Below are 17076 nucleotides of genomic sequence, written 5' to 3'. Positions count from 1 at the left end.
CTTTCGGTATGCAGGGTGTCATCAAGCGGAGGGGGAAACGCTATGAATGCCAGTCCTAAGGAGATCTGCCGCGAAGCCCTGCGTGAGCGGATCCTGTTGCAGGAACTGACCCCGGGGGCAGAACTGGACGAAGGCCGGATTGCCGCCGAATACGGCCTGTCGCGTACGCCGCTGCGCGAAGTCTTTCAGGTGTTGGCCGGTGAGGGATACCTGCGGCTGGAGGTAAATCGCGGCGCGCGGGTTGCCTCGTTGGAACTTGGCACGTTGCGCGCGTTCCTGCAGAGCGCGCCGTTGATCCTGGCCACGACGGCGCGGCTGGCGGCAGAGGTCCGGGGTGGCGAGGAGCTGGAGGGGTTGAAGGCGGCGCAGCTGCGGTTCCAGGCGGCCCTGGACAGCGGCGACGACGTGGCGGCGGGTCTTGCGGACCACGGGTTTCACGCCCAGGTCGGCGAGATGGCGGCGAATCCTTACATGCTGCCCGCGTTGAACCGGTTGCTGATCGACCAGACACGCCTGAGCCGTGGGCTTTACAGCCCGGGCACCAAGAAGGAACGCAAGCTGGTCAAGAAGGCCGTGCAGCAGCACGAGGCCCTGATTGCCGCCATCGAGAGCGGGGCGCCGGATCAGGCCGCTGACCTGACGCTGCAGCATTGGGAGCTGTCGCGCGGCCACCTGGAAGGCGCCCTGCGCCCCGATCCCTTGCCGATGGTTCCGGTGGCCCCGGGAGAGGGCGCCGCCTAACGCCCTTCGGCCAGATCCTTGAGGATCGGGCAATCGGGCCGGTCGTCGCCGTGGCAGGCGTGAACCAGGGTCGCCAGCGTGTCCCGCATCCCCTGCAACTGGGCGATCTTTTCGTCGATGCGGGTGAGGTGTTCCTCGGCCACGCGTTTGACGTCGGCGCTGGCGCGGTGATCGTCCTGGTACAGGCCGACAAGGACGCGGCAATCCTCGATCGAGAAGCCCAGTGCGCGGGCGCGCGCCAGAAAGGCCAGCTTGTGCAAGTCGCTTTCGCGGAAGGCGCGATAGCCGTTGGCATCCCGCGGCGGTTTCACGAGGCCGATGTCCTCGTAATAGCGGATCGTCTTGGCCGGCAGCCCGGCCCGGTCCGCGACCTCTCCGATATTCATGCGGTCACCTCGCGCGGCTGGGGCGCCGGGGCAGTGGCGGGGGCGTCGCCAAGCGCCCCCTTGAGCCCGCGCAGGCGCAGTGCGTTGGTCAGGACAAAGACCGAGGACAGCGCCATCGCGCCCGCCGCCAGCATGGGCGAGAGCATCATGCCGGTGAGCGGGTAGAGCAGGCCCGCCGCCACCGGGATCAGCGCCACGTTGTATCCGAAGGCCCAGACCAGGTTCTGACGGATGTTGCGCATCACGGCACGGCTGACGTGCAAGGCGTTCGCAGCCCCGGCGACCGCCCCGGAGGACAGCACCACGTCGGCACTTTCGATGGCCACATCGGTGCCTGTGCCGATGGCCAGACCCACATCGGCCTCTGCCAGCGCGGGGGCGTCGTTGATGCCGTCCCCCACGAAGATCACCGGGCCGAAACGCTCGCGCAGCGCGCGCACGGCGTCCAGCTTGCCTTCGGGCAGGATCTCGGCCTCGATCTGGTCGATGCCCAGGTCCGCGCCGATGGCCTCGGCCACGGGTCGCGCATCGCCCGAGATCATGGCCACGCGCAAGCCCGACTGTTTCAAGGCGTCCACGGCGGCGCGGGCGCCGGGCTTGATCCGGTCGGCCACGGCAAAGGCGCCCGCCAGCTTGCCGTCCACGGAGACCAGAACCGGGGTCTGGGCGGCGCGTTCCATCTGGTGCAGGACGTCGGAGAGCGGGGTAATGTCGACTGTCTCGCGCGCCATCAGCCGCGCGTTGCCGACCAGCACGGCGTGGCCCTCGACCCGGGCGCGCAACCCGTGTCCGGGAATGGCCTCGACCTCTTCGGGGGCCGGGGTGGCACCTGCGGCCTGTTCCAACGCGCGGGCGATGGGATGTTCCGACCCCTGTTCGGCGCCAGCGGCCAGGCGCAGCACCGTTTCCGCGTCAAATCCGGGTGCGGTTTCGCTGCGGACCAGTGCCGGGCGGCCTTCGGTCAGCGTGCCGGTCTTGTCGAAGGCGATCACCTTGGCGCCGTCCAGCCGTTGCAGCGCCTCACCCTTGCGAAAGAGGATGCCCAGTTCGGCGGCACGTCCCGTGCCCACCATGATGGAAACCGGCGTGGCCAGGCCCATTGCGCAGGGACAGGCAATGATGAGGACAGAGACACCCGCGACCAAGGCAAAGGTCAGGCCGGGACCGAAGAGCAGCCAGGCCAGGACCGTCACGGCGGCGATGGCCAGCACGGCGGGCACGAACCACAGCACGACCTTGTCGGCCAGCGCCTGGATCGGCAACCTTGCGCCCTGGGCCTGTTCCACCATCGAGACGATGCGCGACAGCACCGTGTCCGCCCCAACGGCTTCGGCCCGCACGCGCAAGGCACCGGCACCGTTGACCGTGCCGCCAATCACTTGCGCGCCTTCGGATTTCTCCACCGGGGCGGGTTCCCCGGTGACCATGCTTTCCTCGACAAAGGACCGGCCCGAGATCACCACGCCATCCGTGGCGATACGCTCTCCGGGGCGGACCTGCAGGATGTCGCCCTTTTGCAGCTCGGCAAAGGGAATCTCCTTGGTCCCGTTGTCGCGTTCGACCCGGGCCAAGTCGGGCCGCAGGTCCAGCAAGTGGCGGATGGCGGCGCCGGTGCGGCCCTTGGCCCGCGCTTCCAGCCAACGGCCCATGAGGATCAGCGTGACGATCACTGCCGCCGCCTCGAAATAGACGGCGCGGGCGGTTTCCGGCAGCAGCGCCGGGGCGAAAAGCGCGACCGAGGAATAGCCCCAGGCCGCCAGCGTCCCCAGCGCGACGAGCGAGTTCATGTCGGGTGTACCCTTCGCCAAGAGCGGCAGGCCGATGCGATAAAACCGGCGGCCCGGTCCTATCAGGACAAGTGTCGTCAGGACGAATTGCACTGTCCACCACAGGGTCTGTCCCAGCGTGGCGTCGATCCAGTGGTGCAGCGCAGGGACGAGGTGCCCGCCCATGACGCCCAGGAAAACGGGCAGCGTCAGGGCGCCCGCGATCAGGGTCTGGCGTTTCAGCGCCGCGGCCTCTTCGGCCTGGCGGGCCGTGGCGTCGGGCGTCTCGTCCGCGTCTATTGGCTTGGCCGGGTAACCTGCTCCGGTCACGGCCTCGGCCAGCACCTGCGGCGTGACGCTGCCTGCCAGCACCAGCGCCTCGGCGGTCTGGGCGGTCAGGTTCACCCGCGCCTCCAGCACGCCCGGTTGCGCGGCAAGGGCCTTTTCCACGCGCCCGACGCAGGAGGCGCAGCTCATACCCTCGATGCTCAGGCGGATGCGCTGTTCGGCTGCCGGATAGCCAGCCGTCTTCAGCGCGTCGCGCAGCGCCTCGGGGTCGGTATCGGTGTCAACAGTGGCCATGCGGTTGGCTAGGTTGACGTTTGCCTCTGTTACACCCGCGACGCCCTCAAGTGCGCGCGTGGCCCGACCGGCGCATCCGCCGCAGGTCATTCCGGTCACTTCGAATCGTAGTTCAGTCATGGTCGTGCCTCCTGAGACCGGATATGGGGGTTCCAGTCATGGGAAGGTAAAGACCCGACGCAAATTTTTTTCCTGGTTCAGCCCAGGCCGGTTTCCTGCGCGATTTGCGCGCGCGACTTGCGCGCCCGTTCGGTGGCGGATTTCAACTGGCCACAGGCGGCCATGATGTCCTCGCCCCGCGGCGTGCGGATGGGCGAGGCGTAGCCGGCCTTGTAGATGATGTCGGCGAATTTCTCGATCCGCGACCAGTCGCTGCGCTGGTAGGGGGAGCCGGGCCATTCGTTGAAGGGGATCAGGTTGATCTTGGCCGGGATGCCCTTGATGAGCTTCACCAGACGGCGCGCGTCCTCGTCCGTGTCGTTCACGTCCTTCAGCATCACGTATTCAAAGGTGATGCGTTCCGAGTTCGACAGCCGGGGGTATTCGCGCAGCGTATTCAGCAGCGTCTCGATGTTCCAACGCTTGTTGATCGGGACCAGCTTGTCGCGCACCTCATCGGTGGTGGCGTGAAACGAAACCGCCAGTTGACAGCCGATTTCCTCGGCGGCGCGGGCGATCTCGGGCACGACACCCGAGGTGGACAGGGTGATGCGGCGGCGCGACAGGGCGATGCCCTCGCCGTCCATCGCGATCTTCATCGCGTCACGCACGCCCTCGAAGTTGTAGAGCGGTTCGCCCATGCCCATCAGAACGATGTTCGACAAGAGGCGCGGGCCGTCCACGCCGGTGCCGGTGCCCGGTTCGGGCCATTCATCCAGGTCGTCGCGCGCCAACATGATCTGACCGACGATTTCACCGGCCGTCAGGTTGCGCACCAGTTTCTGCGTGCCGGTATGGCAAAAGGAACAGGTCAGCGTGCAGCCCACCTGAGAGGAAATGCACAGCGTGCCGCGATCTTCCTCGGGGATATAGACAACCTCGACCTCGTGCCCGCCCGCGATGCGGACAAGGTATTTGCGCGTGCCATCGGCTGAGACCTGGCGCGAGACCATCTCGGGCAGCGAAATCACGAAGTTTTCAGCCAGCAGCGCGCGATAGGGTTTGGCCAGGTTGGTCATGGCGTCGAAATCGCGCACGCCCCAGTGATAGAGCCATTGCCAGACCTGGTTGACCCGCATCTTGACCTGCTTTTCCGGCGTGCCGGCGGCCAGCAGCGCCTCGCGCAGTTGCGGGCGGGTCAGGCCGATGATGTTCATCGGTCCCTCCGGCAGCTTGCGGGGGACGGTCAAAAGATCCTGGGTGATGGGCGTCGTCGCAGTCATGCGAAAAGGCTCCTGTCTGGCGCGAAGCCCGCCGTATACAGGATTCGCGGGCAAAGCCAAAGGGCCGGATGACATTTCGTCACGCGGCCCCTGTTTCTTCTCTCTTCAAATACTCAACGGACGGCCGCAGGCCGTCCCGCCCCGATCAGGAGCAGCGCGCCTCGGCGTCGTCATAGGCGGCGGTGAATCCCAGCAGCGAGAAGGTGTCCTTGGTCGTCGTTCCGCGCGAGGAAACGGCGGATACCACGGCATCGGCACCACGCTTCATCGCGGTGATGATCTTGGTGTCATCCTGCGGCGTGGCCGGCCAGGCCCATTCGCCCTCGGTGTACAGCTCGAATTCGCTGTCACCGATCACCACGTTCACGGTCGACCCGTCCGCAAAGGGATAGCCGCCGGTAAAGGCGATCTGCCCGCTGACCCCTGCCTCGGGGCGGAAGAAGACCATCAAGAGGATCTCGCCCCGCGTGACGGCGACCACGCGGCCGTCCTTGGTGTTGACGCTTTCCTTGTAGGTGGTCACGGCCCAGCATTCGCGGGGCGTTTCCTCTTCGAACACCGACCAGTCCGTCATGGCGTCCACGCGCGCCGTACTGCTATCCTGCGCGCCTGCTGCAGCCGCGCTCAGCACAAGGGCAAGCGCGCCCAATCCCCGACCCAGACCTGACTTCATTCCTGCAGCCTCCAGCTGTCTCTACCTCGACTTCCGTACAGGGCCTGAATGTCCCGGATGGCCCGCGCACGAAAGGGTTTTTATCTCGACGGCGGGACAATAGCCTGAAAGAAGTCGGGCGTAAAAGCCCCGGTGGCAGATTATCGCTCAACTGTTGGAGGTCATTCATGACAGCGGTTCCCCTGGTCGAGGTTCATCGCGGCCCCGTGATCGAAAGCTGGCACTCCGGGCATGCCGTGATCTGCGAATCTTCGGGCGAAATCGTCGACGCCTGGGGCGACCCCAAGGCAGTGATCCTGCCGCGCAGTTCCGCCAAGATGCTGCAGGCGCTGCCGTTGGTGTCCTCGGGCGCGGCGCGGGAGGCGGGGCTGGGGACCGAGCGGCTGGCGCTGGCCTGCGCCTCGCACCAGGGGGCGCCGCTGCACGCGCGGCTGGTGGGCGAATGGCTGGCGGAGCGGGGGCTGACCGAGGGTGACCTGCTGTGCGGGCCGCAACCGTCGCGGGACAAGGACCTGCGGCTCTCGATGATCCGCGAGCGACAAGAGCCGGGGCGCGTGCTGAACAACTGCTCCGGCAAGCACACCGGCTTTCTGACGCTGACCCAGCACCTGAAGGCGGGGCCGGATTACGTCGATCCGGCGCATCCGGTGCAGATGGCCTGCCGCGAGGCCTTTGAGGAGGTGACGGGCGAGACCAGCCCGGGGTTCGGCATCGACGGCTGTTCGGCACCCAATTTTGCCACCACGATGACGGGCATGGCGCGGGCAATGGCGTTTTTCGCCGGGGCGGCGGGACGTGGGGATGCGCAGTCAAGGGCCGCCGCGCAGCTTGTCGAGGCGATGATCGCCCATCCCGTGCTGGTCGCGGGAGAGGGACGCGCCTGCACCCTGCTGATGCAGGCCGCGAAGGAACCTGTGGCGCTGAAAACCGGGGCCGAGGGCTATTTCATTGCCATCCTGCCCGCGCGGGGCCTGGGTGTGGCGGTCAAGATCGCGGACGGGGCGACGCGTGCCTCGGAATGCGTGATTGCGGCGCTGATGGTGCGGCTGGGGGTGATGGACGCGGACCACCCGGACGTGGCGCGCTTTCTGAACCCGCCGATTCGAAACTGGGACGGGCTGGTGACCGGGGAAATCCGCCCCGTGGCGGGGCTGGCCGGCTGAGCCGGGCGCCCGCGCAGGTGGGGTGAGGTCCCGGGTCAAGCCCGGGACTGGGTTGGTCAGGCGGTGACGAAATCGCCCCTGGCATAGCCTTGCAGGTACAGCAGTGCCGTCAGGTCGCCGTGGTTCACCCGCAGATCGCTTTGCGCCTGAACCGAGGGTTTCGCGTGCAGCGCCACGCCCAGCCCGGCGCGGGTCAGCATCCCGAGGTCATTGGCGCCGTCGCCCACGGCGATCACGTCGCAGGCGGAAATCCCGAGTTGGCCGGTGATCTCGTTCAGCGCCTGCACCTTGGCCTCGCGGCCCAGGATCGGGCGGCCGACCTCTCCGGTCAGTGCCCCGTTCTCGATCAACAGCGTGTTGGCGCGGTTCTCGTCAAAGCCAAGCAGGGCGGACACCCGCGCGGTAAAGGCCGTGAACCCGCCCGAGACCAGCACGCAATGCCCGCCTGCCGCATGCATCGTCGCCAGCAGTGTCTTGCCGCCGGGCATCAGGGTGATGCGGGTTTCGACCACCTTGTCGATCACCGATTCCGGCAGGCCCCTGAGCAGGGCGACCCGTTCGATCAGCGCGCCCTCGAAGTCCAGTTCGCCGTTCATGGCGCGGGCGGTGATCTCTTTTACATGGGCGCCGACACCGGCCTCTTCGGCCAGTTCGTCGATGCATTCCTGCTGGATCATGGTGCTGTCCATGTCTGCCAGCAGCATTCGCTTGCGCCGGTTCGCCTCGGGCAGGATGTTCAGATCGGCCATCTGGGCGATCGAGGTCCGGATCTCGTCGAGGTTGCCGGGCGTGGTGTCCAGCGGGAATTCCGCCGCCTCGTCCGGGGACAGCCAGCTGACCGTGCCGCCCCCCAGCGCGTTGCGCAGGCTGTCGACCAGCGCCGGGTCAAGCTGGCCGGGTTTGGCGATGAGAGAGGCGATCTGCATGGGGCGGCTCCATCCTTGGTCGCCGCGTTATTGTCATGGGCGGGCGCGGTTGGCCAGTGGCGAGGGGGGCGCTGCCCCCGTCTCCCTGCGGTCGACTCCCCCGGAAGTATTTTTGCAGAGAAGAAGCCAGGGGCGTTCAGGCAAAGCTGCCCTGGCAGAACCAGCCGGGCGAGACCGTGCCGCCGTGGGCGTAGAAGAGCCAGAGCCTTTCGCCCCGGTCAGTCTGCACCCGCCAGTAGTCGCGCGGGCCGGAGCGCCAGTCGGGATCGTCCAGCCACCATTCCGGGGCGATCCGTTCCGGGCCGGTCCGCCCTGTTGTCCGCCAGTCGCGTCCGCGCCAGCGAAAGCTTGTCGGCGGGCGGGGCGTGTCGGGGGCGGTGACAGGCTCGGGCCGCCAGAGCAGCAGCGGGCGGGCCACGGGGGGCGCGGGCCAGTCGCGCGTCGGTTGTGACCAGGCGGCGGCGAGGGTCTGCGCCGCCTTTTCCGGGATATGGCTGTCGGCGGGGGCGCGGCGGGTGATCGCCTCCATGCCCAGGCGGGCGCCGAGGCGGCTGACCAGGTCCTCGAGCGCGGCGCCGCCGTGGATGCGGCGGCTGCCCTGCTGCGCGGCCTCCAGGTGGCCGGCGCGGGTGCGGGCATGCAAGGGTTCATGCATCACCGCCTCCAGCCGCAGTATGTCGATGCCGGGACCGGCCTCGAGGTCGGGGATCTTGAGCCTTATCAGGGGCATGAGCCGGTGCGGCTGGTCGCTGGCCACGGCGCTGGTGACGGTCTGCCAGCACATCTGGTGGTCGCAGCGGTGCGCCTCGATCCGCAGGGACCGGGCGCCGCGCCCCCTGGCCTTCAGCGTGGTGCAGAGCCGGTCCGTCATGCGCGAGAGCGCCTCTGCCACGTCCTCCTCCAGCCCGATGGGATCGGGAAAGGACATGCGCAGGGCGAAACGATCCGGCGGGGCACTGGGAGAGACCGGCTCTGGCGCGGCGCCTGTGGCCTGGTCCAGCCGGTCGACGAGACCGCGCCCGAAGCGGCGCGCCAGCGGGGCGCGAGGCTGGCCCAGCAGGTCCCCTACGTTGCGCAGCCCGAGGCGGGAAAGCTGTTCGATGACACGGGGTTCCAGCCGCAGGGCCGCGATGGGCAGGGGAGAGAGCGCGCTCCATCCCTGGCCGGGGGGCGCGATGCGGCTGCCGATGCCCTGCGTGGCGGGGCGCTGTGGGGCGGTGCCGCCGCGGGTCCAGTGGCGGCGCTTGCCGGCGCGGGCGCGGGTGGCGGGGGCCTCCTGGTCGATGGCGTCGCCGGAGCGGGCGGGCGCGGCCTGCTGTTGCGAGAAACGTGCCAGCGCCCAGGCGGCGCCCAGCGTGTCGGCGATGCCGAAATGCACCGTCAGGCCAAGGTCGGCGCAGTCCTGCGTGACCTGGTGTGCCAGCTGTTCCTCACCGCCAAAGAGATGCGCGCAGCCGGTCAGGTCGATCACCAGCGCGTCGGGCGGTTCCACCGCGACCCAAGGCGAGAACTTGCCCGCCCAACGGTGCAGCGCGCCAAGAAAGTCTTTTTCCTGAATGGGTTGCGCCGGACGGGTGAGCAGGCCCGCGCACATGGCATGGGCGTCGCGCAGCGGCTGACCGGGGCGCAGCCCGGCCAGCGAGGCGGCCTGTGACAGCGCGCCCAGCACCTGTGCGGAGCCCTCTTGCGCGACGGTGGCAAAGGGCACCTCGGCCAGGTGGGGCTGGGCGCGGATCAGGCGTTCGGCGCCAAGGCGGGGAAACCAGAGCGAGAGGATACGGCGGTTGGGCATGGGGAATCGCGGGCAGCGTGTTCTTGTTATGTTCTAGCTTTCACACGGCGCGGAGTCGAGTCCGGGAGGCGGGGTTTCGAGAGCGCGCGGTGGGGTAACGGGGCGTACGCCGCAAGCGCAACACAAGATCTGGGGGGAGAGTGCGTACAAACCACAAGGCGGATGGCGGGCGTGGCCGCCGTCCCGCCGCTGCGAATCGTACAAAACGTACAAAAGGTACGGCGATTCCAGCGTTTTGTACAAAACGCGGCGCCCTGCATGGCGTCCTGGGGTCACGCGGGACGGAAATCCGGTTAACGGGTGCAAAGGCCGCAGGCGGGAAGGGGCATGGCCGGGACAGGCGGCGGCGGCGAGGGTGTCGCATTTGCCCCGCGTCCGGTCGCCGCCTGACCTTTGGGAAACCAAGGGTCGGACCGGGCGCCGGGAGCCGGGCGATCCGCCACAAAAAAGGCCCCTCGCGCGCTTGCGACGACCCCCGCTTTGCCTCAGAGTCCGCGCGATTACAAATCCACGGGAAGGATCGACGATGCGCACAAGAGCCGCAGTAGCCCTGGAAGCGGGCAAGCCGCTTGAGGTCATGGAAGTGAACCTGGAAGGCCCCAAGGCCGGCGAGGTCCTGGTGGAAATCAAGGCGACGGGGATCTGCCACACCGACGAGTTCACCCTGTCGGGCGCCGACCCCGAGGGGCTGTTCCCGGCGATCCTGGGCCACGAGGGCGCGGGCGTGGTGCTGGAGGTCGGCCCCGGCGTGACCTCGCTGAAGCCGGGCGACCATGTCATCCCGCTCTACACCGCCGAATGCCGCCAGTGCGAATACTGTCTCAACCCCAAGACCAACCTGTGCCAGAGCGTGCGCGCGACGCAGGGCCAGGGCCTGATGCCGGACGGCACCTCGCGCTTTTCCATGCTCGATGGCACACCGATCCTGCATTACATGGGCTGTTCGACCTTCTCGAACCACACGGTTCTGCCCGAGGTCAGCCTGGCCAAGATCAACCCCGACGCGCCCTTCGACAAGGTCTGCTACATCGGGTGCGGCGTCACCACCGGCATCGGCGCGGTGATCTATACCGCCAAGGTCGAGATCGGCAGCCGCGCGATCGTGTTCGGCCTGGGCGGCATCGGTCTGAACGTGATCCAGGGGCTGCGGCTGGCGGGGGCCGACCAGATCGTCGGCGTCGACCTGAACAACGACAAGAAGGCGATGGCCGAGAAGTTCGGCATGACCGATTTCGTCAACCCCAACGAGGTCGAGGGCGATCTTGTCCCCTACCTGGTGGACCTGACCAAGGGCGGCGCGGATTATACCTTTGACGCCACCGGCAACGTGAACGTCATGCGCACGGCGCTGGAAGCGGCGCACAAGGGCTGGGGCGAGTCGATCATCATCGGCGTGGCGCCCGCCGGGGCCGAGATTTCCACCCGTCCTTTCCAGCTGGTCACCGGCCGGGTCTGGCGCGGCACCGCCTTTGGCGGCGCACGGGGCCGGACGGATGTGCCGAAAATCGTTGACTGGTACATGGACGGCAAGATCGAGATCGACCCGATGATCACGCACACGCTGACGCTGGACGAGATCAACAAGGGGTTCGACCTGATGCACGCGGGTGAATCGATCCGCTCTGTCGTGGTTTACTGACCGGGGCGGCGGGGTGAACCCCGCCCTACGCGATTTGAAACGCCGGTCCCGGTTTGGGGCCGGCGTTTTGCGTTTGGAGTGTGGGAGGCGCTCGTGCAAGCCGCGCCATTGACGGGCCGCGGACTGGCGATCCTGGCCGTGGAATTCCTTGATTTATCCCGGCCAAGTCCGAAGAAGTTCAATGCTGTGCACCCAACCCAGGCAAATCGCCGGGCCGTGGGGGCGGCCCGGCAATGGCGCGGCGGCCTGCGGCCTTGAGTCCGCGCCGGGGCCATGAACCAACGTATCCCAGGCTGCGCCCTCCGCCATCTTTCCCTTCCCCAAAAACCGGCATACCTTGCCCCGAGACCAGCAAAGGACGACCCATGCGCAACAAGATCCGCGAGCTCTATGTCGGTGAGAGCGACCGGGCCCACAGGTTTCGCTACGCGCTGCTGGCCTTCGATCTGGGCACGATCCTGTTCGTGATCGCCACCTCATTCACCCATCACGGCCCCTTTGTCGAAGCGGTGGATGCTGTGTTCGGCGTCATCATCCTGGCGGAGTTCAGCGCGCGGTTCTGGATCTCGACCAACCGGGTGCGGCTGATGACGCGGCTGGTGACGCTCGCCGATCTGATCGCCATCGTGTCCTTTCTGGCGCCATTGGCGGGTGAGGGGCTGGGGTTCCTGCGGGTGCTGCGGACGCTGCGGCTGTTGCACACCTATCACTTGTCCGCCCAGCTAAAGCGCGACTTTGCCTATTTCCGGCGCAACGAGGACGTGGTGCTGGCGGTGCTGAACCTGGGCGTCTTCATCTTTGTGATGACGGGGCTGGTCTATGCGACTCAGTATACCCTCAACCCGCAGATCCAGAACTATGCGGATGCGTTGTATTTTACCGTGACGGCGCTGACGACGACGGGGTTCGGGGACGTCACGCTGCAGGGTCAGGTGGGGCGGCTGATTTCCGTCGTGGTGATGATCTTTGGCGTGACGCTGTTCCTGCGTCTGGTGCAGGTGCTGATCCGGCCCAACAAGGTGCGCGAGGAATGCGAACAATGCGGGCTGGTGCTGCATGACGCGGACGCGGTGCACTGCAAACATTGCGGCACGGTGATTCATATCCGGACAGAGGGGCAGGCATGAAGATCCGCGAGGCCGTCGAGGCGGACCGCGCGGCGGTCTGGACCATGCTGGAGCCGGTGTTCCGCGCGGGCGACACCTATGCCATCGACGCCGATATCCCGCGCGAGGCGGCGCTGGACTACTGGTTCGGCCCGGAGCGGCATGTCTTTGTCACCGAAGATGCGGGCGAGGTGCTGGGCACCTACTACATCGTGCGCAACCAGAAGGGCGGCGGCAGCCATGTCTGCAACTGCGGTTATGTCACCGCCCCGGCGGCGCAGGGGCGCGGCGTGGCGCGGGCGATGCTGGCGCATTCGCTGGACATCGCACCGGACCTGGGGTTCCGGGCGATGCAGTACAATTTCGTGGTCTCGACGAACCGGCGCGCGGTCCAGACCTGGCAGCGCGCGGGGTTCGAGGTGGTGGGGCGCCTGCCCGGCGCCTTCCTGCACCCGGATCAGGGATATGTGGATGCGCTGGTGATGTACCGCGAGTTGGGCGGAGCGGCAGAAAACCCCGGCTGAAAAGCCCGCGCGCTTCTGCCGCCCCGGTTCATTCCGCGGGTGGGGTGATTTCCAGCTGGACCGCCGCGTACCAGTCGGCGATCTGGCGGATTTCCCGATCAGAAAGATCGGCGGCGATCACGGACATGATCTCGTGTTCGCGCTTGCCGCGCTTGAACGCCTTGAGCTGGGTGTCGATGTAGATATTCGTCTCGGCGGCGAGATTGGGCGCGTCGAGCAACTGCGAGATGCCATCGACGCCGTGGCAGGACACGCAAAGCTGCGGTGCCTGCGAAGGATCGGCTCCGTCCGGCAGGGTCGCCTCGACCCCGTGTGACGCGTACCAGGCCGACACATCCGAAATCTGCTGTGCGCTGAGACCGGCGGCGACGACGCTCATCATCTCGTGTTCGCGTTGACCGGTCTTGAAGGCCATGAGCTGCGCTTCGAGGTATTCCTTGGGTTCGCCCCCGATATGCGGCGCGATGGGGATTGCGGCGTAGCCGTCGATCCCGTGACAGGTGCGGCACATGTTGGCGACCTTGCGCCCGGCGGCGGGATCGTCCGCGGCTGCGGGCAGGGCGGTGATCCCGGCGAGCATGAGCCCGCCGAGGATCGTTGCAAGAGGCAGCCGCATCATTCGGCGGGCTGCGGGTTGTAGGCGATGCGCCAGATCGCACCGGCAAAGTCGTCGGACACCAGCATGGAGCCATCCTTGAGGAAGGCGATGTCCATCGGACGGCCACGGTATTCACCGGTGCTGTCATCCAGCCATCCCTCGGCAAAGACCTCGGCACCGACGGCGTCGCCGTTCTCGTCAAGCTTGGTGAACATCACCCGCGCGCCGACCGGCGTCGTGCGGTTCCACGACCCGTGCTGCGCCCAGAAAATCCCGCCCTGGTATTCATCGGGGAAGGAATTGCCGGTGTAAAAGCGCATGCCGAGGTCGGCGGCATGGGCCGTCAGCTTGAGCTGCGTGTCCACGAACTCGACGCCCTCGGGGCGTGCCACATCCTTGTATTGCGGGATCTCGACACCGCCATTCACCCAGGGGAAGCCAAAGTGCTGGCCGGCGGCGGTCTGGCGGTTGATTTCGCCCGGCGGGATGTCGTCGCCCATGCCATCGACCTGGTTGTCGGTGAACCACAGGTCGCCGTTGGCCGGGTTGAAATCATGCCCGACAGAGTTGCGGATGCCGCGGGTGTAGACCTCGCGCCCGGTGCCGTCGGTGTTGATGCGGATGATGCCGCCAATGCCGTTCTCGTCGTACATCTCCAGCTTGTCGACCGGCTGAACGTTGTGGGGCTGGCCGAGCGAGATATAGAGCTTGCCGTCCGGACCCACGCGGCAGACGCGCGCGGTGTGGTTGAAGCTTTCTTCCTCTTCGGGAATCAGGTCGCCTTTGGCCACGACCACGCCAACCGCGGGATCTGGCCCTTCGAAGAAGAACTCGGCCGCCGGGAAGGTCAGGACCCGGTTGCGCTCGGCGATATACAGGAAGCCGTCGGGCGAAAAGCAGGGGCCGTTGGGGATGTCGAAGGTGACGGAGGGAGCGAAGTCCATCACCTCATCCGCGACGCGGTTGCGGTCGCGGTCGACGACGGACCAGACCTTGTCCTTGCGGGTGCCGACGAAGGTCACGGTGCCCTGGGGGGCCACTGCCATCGAACGGGCATCCGGCACCACGGCATAAAGACTGATCTCAAACCCGTCGGGCACGTTGATATGTTGCAGGATGCTGCGCAGCGCCTCGGCGCGGTCACCGTCCTGATCGATGTGGGTGAAAGTGGCATCGGTGCGCTGCATGTTGGACAGCTTGTCCATGTTGTCGTCTTGCGCCAGGGCGGGCAAGGCGGTCATGGATGCAAGAACAGCAGCAGAAACCAGTTTTCTGGTGGTCATAAATTCCTCCCAATTTCATCGGCTTTGTCAGCTTATTGTTGTGTGCATGGCGTGCTGACACACGGAGAAGTAACTCCATCGCTCTGTCGGTTGTCAACTATTCTTACCAATTTGCCGAGTTTCTTGCGGGCCATTGCGCCCGCCGCGTAATCCGGTCACGATGCGCGCATGTCCAATGATTCAAAGTTGCTGGCGGTCCTGATCGACGCCGATAATACCTCACCGAAATATACCAAGGCGATCTTCGACGAGATCGCGATCCTGGGCGAAGCAAGTGTCCGGCGGTGTTACGGCGATTTCTCCAGCCAGCAGATGGCGGGGTGGAACAGGGTGCAGGCCGAATTCGGATTGGTTCCGCACCACTCGCCCGCCAATACGGTAGGCAAGAACGCCAGCGACATCGCGCTGGTCATCGACGCGATGGACCTGATGCACACGGGCCGGTTCGACGGGTTCGTGCTGGTCAGTTCGGACAGCGATTTCACCCGGCTGGCCAGCCGCATCCGGGAACAGGGGCTGGATGTCTACGGCATGGGGATGCAGAAGACGCCGGACGCCTTCCGCAAGGCCTGCAAGCGCTTCATCTTCCTGGAAAACCTCGATTCGGCGCCAGAGAAGGCCTCTGGCGGGAAACCCAAGGCCAAGACCGATCTGACGCAGGCGCGCGACCTGATCTTCAAGGCGATGGAATCCATCGACCAGGACGACGAATGGTACCGTCTGGGCGACATCGGGCAGGTCATCACCGCCGCCAACCCGGATTTCGACACCCGCAGTTACGGCAAGCGCAAGCTGTCCGACCTGGTGGCGGAACTGAAGGTCTTTGAGACCAAGCGTAGCTCCAGCGGCAACCAGATGTTGTTGCGCCGGGTGGACTGAGCGAGCCGGATGATCTGCGTCAAGGCGGGTCGGGCGTGGCGGGACTACTTTTCCCGATGAGGGCGTTTCGCCTTCTGACGGAGGAGTAAGCATGTCCAAGTTTGTGAAAATATTCATGGGCGGTGCCATTGCGGTCGCGGCCCTGGCTGCCGGCGGCCTGCCGGCGGCGGCGGCGAACAGCTATGTCATGACCTGCCGCGGCGGTGGAGACATGGTTGCCGTGGTCGGGCAGCGGGTGTCAAACCCGCATGTGTTTGTCGAAATCACCTTCAGGCCGGGCACGACCGGGGCCGGTGTGCAGGCGCCCAAACCGGGGGAATGCACCTGGATCGATCGGGGTATGGGACCCGGCGAGCCGAACAAGATCCTGTTCAACGATATGGGTGTGGCCTGGACTCAGACCGCGTGCAACGCGTCGGGCTGCTCGCTCAGGACGCCTTCGGTGACCGCGGGGCGGTTTGTGACCTGGGTGCAGACCGGGCAGCCGTTTCAAGTCCATGTCTACAACGACAACAACGGTCACATGCTGGTGACGAAGGTCGGTCCCTGAAAAAGGCGGCGGACCGGGCGAGCGTGCTCTCCCGGTCCGCCCTGCGGGCCTCAGGGGTTGCCTGCGCGGCAATTGGCCAATCCGGCCTCGCGCATAAGCCAGCCGCCATCGGCCTGTGCGACGTTGTTTCCGGCCATGCACCACGTGTAATGCGCGTTGGGGTCGCTGTTCCAGACGGGTGGTTTGTATCCGCAGTTCATCTGGATCTGCTGCGCGTTCTGGATCACGGCCTGTTCGGCATAGTCGCGGCATTTGGCTTCGCGCGTGGGTAGCGGCTGGCCGGAGCCCGGCAATCCCGGATCGCGGCTGCCGGGGGTGGGAATTGCGCCGCCCACCTTGGGTGGCGGCGGGCCGCCAATGGCGCCGCCGACCGCGGGCGGAGCGCCGGCCGGCTCTCCCATCGAGATGGTGAATTCCACGGCAGCGGGGAAAACGGACAGTTTATAGTGGCCGTCGCCCACGACCCGTTTGCGCCGGCCAAAGGTCAGGTCGCGCTGGTTGCCAGTGGCCTGCGGGGTGCGCCCGGTCCGGTCGTTCGGCCAGAGTGTCAGGATCAGTGCGCGTTGCTGGGGGCTTGGGTTGAGGTCGGCCCAGTCCGTGTCGAAGTCGTCCTCTTCCCAGAAATGGAACTCGAACTCGACGACGGAAAACCGCGGCACATTCCGCAGCAGGACGCGATGGCGCATCCCGTAGCGCATGTAGCCTTCGTTGATAATGTCCAGTTCGGGGACGTCCTGGGTCCAACTGGTCTGGTCCTGGCAGAGGACCGGGCCGACCCAGCCAGGGCGGGCGGGGTCTAGCTGCCGGATCTTGGCATAGGCAAAGAACTGCAGTTCGAGTTTGTGGTCGATCTCTCCCTGACCGGAGGCGATGTCGAGCTGCTGAAGGTCAAAAACCATCGTGGCGTATTGATCCTGGACCGTCCGGGGGCAAGTGAGGATGAGGTCGGCCGCTGCCGCGGGCTGACCGGCCCCCAGCGCAAGACCCAAGAGGGTGGTGGCGGCGCACAGGTGTCGACGAAAAGGCGCGAGGGTGGGGCGCATATGGGATCTCCATTTGAAGAGCCTCAGCGTGACCCCTCGCGCC

Annotated in this window: 16 protein-coding genes; 7 read left to right on the top strand and 9 right to left on the bottom strand. The window is 66.4% G+C overall.

Annotated elements, in window-relative coordinates:
* Positions 1-42: 42 nt before the first annotated feature.
* Complete coding sequence (locus KZZ07_RS02075) at positions 43-741, top strand: GntR family transcriptional regulator (protein WP_219511934.1); 699 nt, start codon at positions 43-45, stop codon at positions 739-741.
* On the opposite strand, the gene cueR is transcribed toward KZZ07_RS02075, so the two are convergent.
* The 4 genes from cueR to KZZ07_RS02055 all read right to left on the bottom strand — a co-directional run bounded on the left by cueR (position 738) and on the right by KZZ07_RS02055 (position 5530).
* Positions 738-1127: a Cu(I)-responsive transcriptional regulator gene (gene cueR, locus KZZ07_RS02070; RefSeq protein WP_219511932.1), complete on the bottom strand. Its 390-nt coding sequence runs from the start codon at positions 1125-1127 to the stop codon at positions 738-740. The two genes, KZZ07_RS02075 and cueR, sit on opposite strands and share 4 nt — an antisense overlap.
* Complete coding sequence (locus KZZ07_RS02065; RefSeq protein WP_255564104.1) at positions 1124-3595, bottom strand: heavy metal translocating P-type ATPase; 2472 nt, start codon at positions 3593-3595, stop codon at positions 1124-1126. The genes cueR and KZZ07_RS02065 overlap by 4 nt, the downstream gene beginning before the upstream one ends.
* A gap of 77 nt (positions 3596-3672) precedes the next feature.
* On the bottom strand, positions 3673-4857 hold the full coding sequence (rlmN, locus tag KZZ07_RS02060; protein ID WP_219511930.1) for a dual-specificity RNA methyltransferase RlmN: 1185 nt from the start codon (positions 4855-4857) through the stop codon (positions 3673-3675).
* Between the two features lie 145 nt (positions 4858-5002).
* Complete coding sequence (locus tag KZZ07_RS02055; RefSeq protein WP_219511928.1) at positions 5003-5530, bottom strand: invasion associated locus B family protein; 528 nt, start codon at positions 5528-5530, stop codon at positions 5003-5005.
* Between the two features lie 167 nt (positions 5531-5697).
* On the opposite strand from KZZ07_RS02055, the gene KZZ07_RS02050 reads away from it, so the two are divergent.
* The gene (locus tag KZZ07_RS02050; protein WP_219511926.1) at positions 5698-6693 is read left to right on the top strand and encodes an asparaginase; all 996 of its coding nucleotides are present in this window, start codon (positions 5698-5700) and stop codon (positions 6691-6693) included.
* Positions 6694-6749: 56 nt separating this feature from the next.
* Here the strand turns inward: KZZ07_RS02050 and serB are convergent, their stop codons facing one another.
* Both serB and KZZ07_RS02040 read right to left on the bottom strand, forming a co-directional pair.
* Positions 6750-7619, bottom strand: coding sequence for a phosphoserine phosphatase SerB (serB, locus tag KZZ07_RS02045; protein ID WP_219511923.1), 870 nt, complete (start codon positions 7617-7619; stop codon positions 6750-6752).
* A gap of 136 nt (positions 7620-7755) precedes the next feature.
* Positions 7756-9411: a Y-family DNA polymerase gene (locus tag KZZ07_RS02040; protein ID WP_219511921.1), complete on the bottom strand. Its 1656-nt coding sequence runs from the start codon at positions 9409-9411 to the stop codon at positions 7756-7758.
* Positions 9412-9937: 526 nt separating this feature from the next.
* Here KZZ07_RS02040 and KZZ07_RS02035 point away from each other — a divergent pair.
* From KZZ07_RS02035 to KZZ07_RS02025, 3 genes are all read left to right on the top strand, one after another.
* The gene (locus tag KZZ07_RS02035) at positions 9938-11050 is read left to right on the top strand and encodes an S-(hydroxymethyl)glutathione dehydrogenase/class III alcohol dehydrogenase (protein WP_219511919.1); all 1113 of its coding nucleotides are present in this window, start codon (positions 9938-9940) and stop codon (positions 11048-11050) included.
* A 365-nt stretch (positions 11051-11415) separates the two neighbouring features.
* Complete coding sequence (locus KZZ07_RS02030) at positions 11416-12177, top strand: potassium channel family protein (RefSeq protein WP_219511917.1); 762 nt, start codon at positions 11416-11418, stop codon at positions 12175-12177.
* The gene (locus KZZ07_RS02025) at positions 12174-12680 is read left to right on the top strand and encodes a GNAT family N-acetyltransferase (RefSeq protein WP_255564103.1); all 507 of its coding nucleotides are present in this window, start codon (positions 12174-12176) and stop codon (positions 12678-12680) included. The genes KZZ07_RS02030 and KZZ07_RS02025 overlap by 4 nt, the downstream gene beginning before the upstream one ends.
* A gap of 28 nt (positions 12681-12708) precedes the next feature.
* Here the strand turns inward: KZZ07_RS02025 and KZZ07_RS02020 are convergent, their stop codons facing one another.
* A complete protein-coding gene (locus KZZ07_RS02020; protein ID WP_370631055.1) occupies positions 12709-13299 on the bottom strand; it encodes a c-type cytochrome in 591 nt (196 codons plus the stop codon).
* Positions 13296-14561: a PQQ-dependent sugar dehydrogenase gene (locus KZZ07_RS02015; protein WP_219511915.1), complete on the bottom strand. Its 1266-nt coding sequence runs from the start codon at positions 14559-14561 to the stop codon at positions 13296-13298. The genes KZZ07_RS02020 and KZZ07_RS02015 overlap by 4 nt, the downstream gene beginning before the upstream one ends.
* A gap of 168 nt (positions 14562-14729) precedes the next feature.
* On the opposite strand from KZZ07_RS02015, the gene KZZ07_RS02010 reads away from it, so the two are divergent.
* Both KZZ07_RS02010 and KZZ07_RS02005 read left to right on the top strand, forming a co-directional pair.
* Positions 14730-15440, top strand: a complete 711-nt coding sequence (locus KZZ07_RS02010; protein WP_219511913.1) for an NYN domain-containing protein — start codon at positions 14730-14732, stop codon at positions 15438-15440.
* A 115-nt stretch (positions 15441-15555) separates the two neighbouring features.
* Positions 15556-15990 carry a hypothetical protein gene (locus tag KZZ07_RS02005; RefSeq protein WP_219511911.1) on the top strand — a complete coding sequence of 145 codons (435 nt, stop codon included), beginning with the start codon at positions 15556-15558 and terminating at the stop codon, positions 15988-15990.
* A gap of 50 nt (positions 15991-16040) precedes the next feature.
* Here KZZ07_RS02005 and KZZ07_RS02000 read toward each other — a convergent pair whose 3' ends face one another.
* A complete protein-coding gene (locus tag KZZ07_RS02000; RefSeq protein ID WP_219511908.1) occupies positions 16041-17033 on the bottom strand; it encodes a hypothetical protein in 993 nt (330 codons plus the stop codon).
* Positions 17034-17076: the final 43 nt, after the last annotated feature.

The sequence above is a fragment of the Mameliella sp. CS4 genome (assembly GCF_019392335.1).
In the GTDB taxonomy this organism is placed as follows: Bacteria; Pseudomonadota; Alphaproteobacteria; order Rhodobacterales; family Rhodobacteraceae; genus Antarctobacter.
The sequence above is the reverse complement of the archived record's forward strand: the minus strand, read 5'-3'. Positions and strand labels throughout refer to the sequence as shown.